This is a genomic window from Vibrio sp. 1731, from assembly GCF_033339955.1.
Taxonomy (GTDB): domain Bacteria; phylum Pseudomonadota; class Gammaproteobacteria; order Enterobacterales; family Vibrionaceae; genus Vibrio; species Vibrio alginolyticus.
The window spans coordinates 1-1,350 of sequence record NZ_JAWOVO010000088.1 but is presented as its reverse complement, the minus strand read 5'-3'; the positions used below and the strand labels follow the sequence as shown (position 1 = coordinate 1,350).

The window sequence follows — 1,350 nt, the reverse complement described above, 5'->3', positions numbered from 1 at the left end:
TTAGCGTATGGAATGGACTTCCTCCCTATCACTCAGCCGTTAGTTCTGAGATGATAAATTCACCATTTCATACGGAGATAACAACATGGCTGTGACTGTATTAGGTATCGACCTAGCAAAAAATGTGTTCGCATTGCATGGTGTTGACCACAAAGGCAATACCATTTTATGCAAACCCAAAGTAAGTCGGGCCAAGCTGTTAGAAACGGTAGCCAATATGCCACCGTGTCTGATTGGAATGGAAGCATGTAGCAGCGCTCATTTTTGGGCCCGATTATTCAAAAATGTCGGCCACGAAGTTCGCCTCATCGCTCCTAAGTTTGTCTCTCCTTATCGACTGTCTGGCAAAGCAGGGAAAAATGATGCTGCTGATGCTCAATCTATCTGTGAAGCAGTTCAACGTCCTCATATGCGATTTGTTAGCATCAAGTCAGAAGAGCAGCAATCGATTCAATGTTTGCACCGAGCTAGGCAGGGCCTAAATGAAGAAAGGACGGCAGTATGCAACCGCATTCGTGGTTTGCTCGCTGAGTTTGGTGTGATTGCTCCTTTATCACCGGAGCGATTGCGTAACGAGTTCGAGAGCATGAAGGTTCACCTTCCAACCTTAGCCGCAACTTGCATGGATGAATTATTTCTTCATATAGACAACATTGAGCGCAGGCTTTTAAAGTTCGACCGACTGATTAAAGAGACGGCAGAGCAAGATGAACGATGCCGACTATTGATGCAACTAAAGGGGGTTGGACCTATGACAGCCAGTGCTCTAGTATCAGCGATCTCTGACGGAAAAGAGTTTCGTAATGGCCGTCAATTGGCGGCCTGGTTGGGTTTAACGCCTTCTCAATACAGCAGCGGAGGGAAACCAAAATTAGGGCGAATTACTAAAGCTGGTGACAACTATATTCGTAGTCTGCTTGTGCAGGGGGCGCGTTCAATGATGGCTAGCGCCGGACGAAAAGACGATCCGCTCAGTAAGTGGGTCTGTGATGTCAAAGATCGCCGTGGTTACTGGCGAGCCGCTATTGCTTTAGCTGCAAAAAATGCACGACACTGTTGAGCAATACTTCACTATGGTGAATCATTCGAAAATTGTTATTCAACCTAAATAAATCTCTTACCACCAATGATGACAACGCAAATATGATAAGGGTTAAGACCCCGCAAGAGGTGCCTGAGAAAACGTTAGGATGTTAAATATCCGATTAGCGTATGAGGTTCTTGCGAGCGTCTTTCATTTTGGTCCGGAACAGAATATTCCAGTATGACCGCTTATAGTACTGCATCTTAATCTTCATTGTGATTGCGTTCAGAGCACCCATTGACATCGGGAGGAAGTCCTTATAGTAC

Annotated in this window: 1 protein-coding gene; it reads left to right on the top strand. The window is 45.6% G+C overall.

All coding sequences use genetic code 11. From position 1 onward, the window contains the following. Positions 1-85: 85 nt before the first annotated feature. The gene (locus R7035_RS25365; protein ID WP_264907924.1) at positions 86-1,060 is read left to right on the top strand and encodes an IS110 family transposase; all 975 of its coding nucleotides are present in this window, start codon (positions 86-88) and stop codon (positions 1,058-1,060) included. The last annotated feature ends 290 nt before the right edge of the window (positions 1,061-1,350 follow it).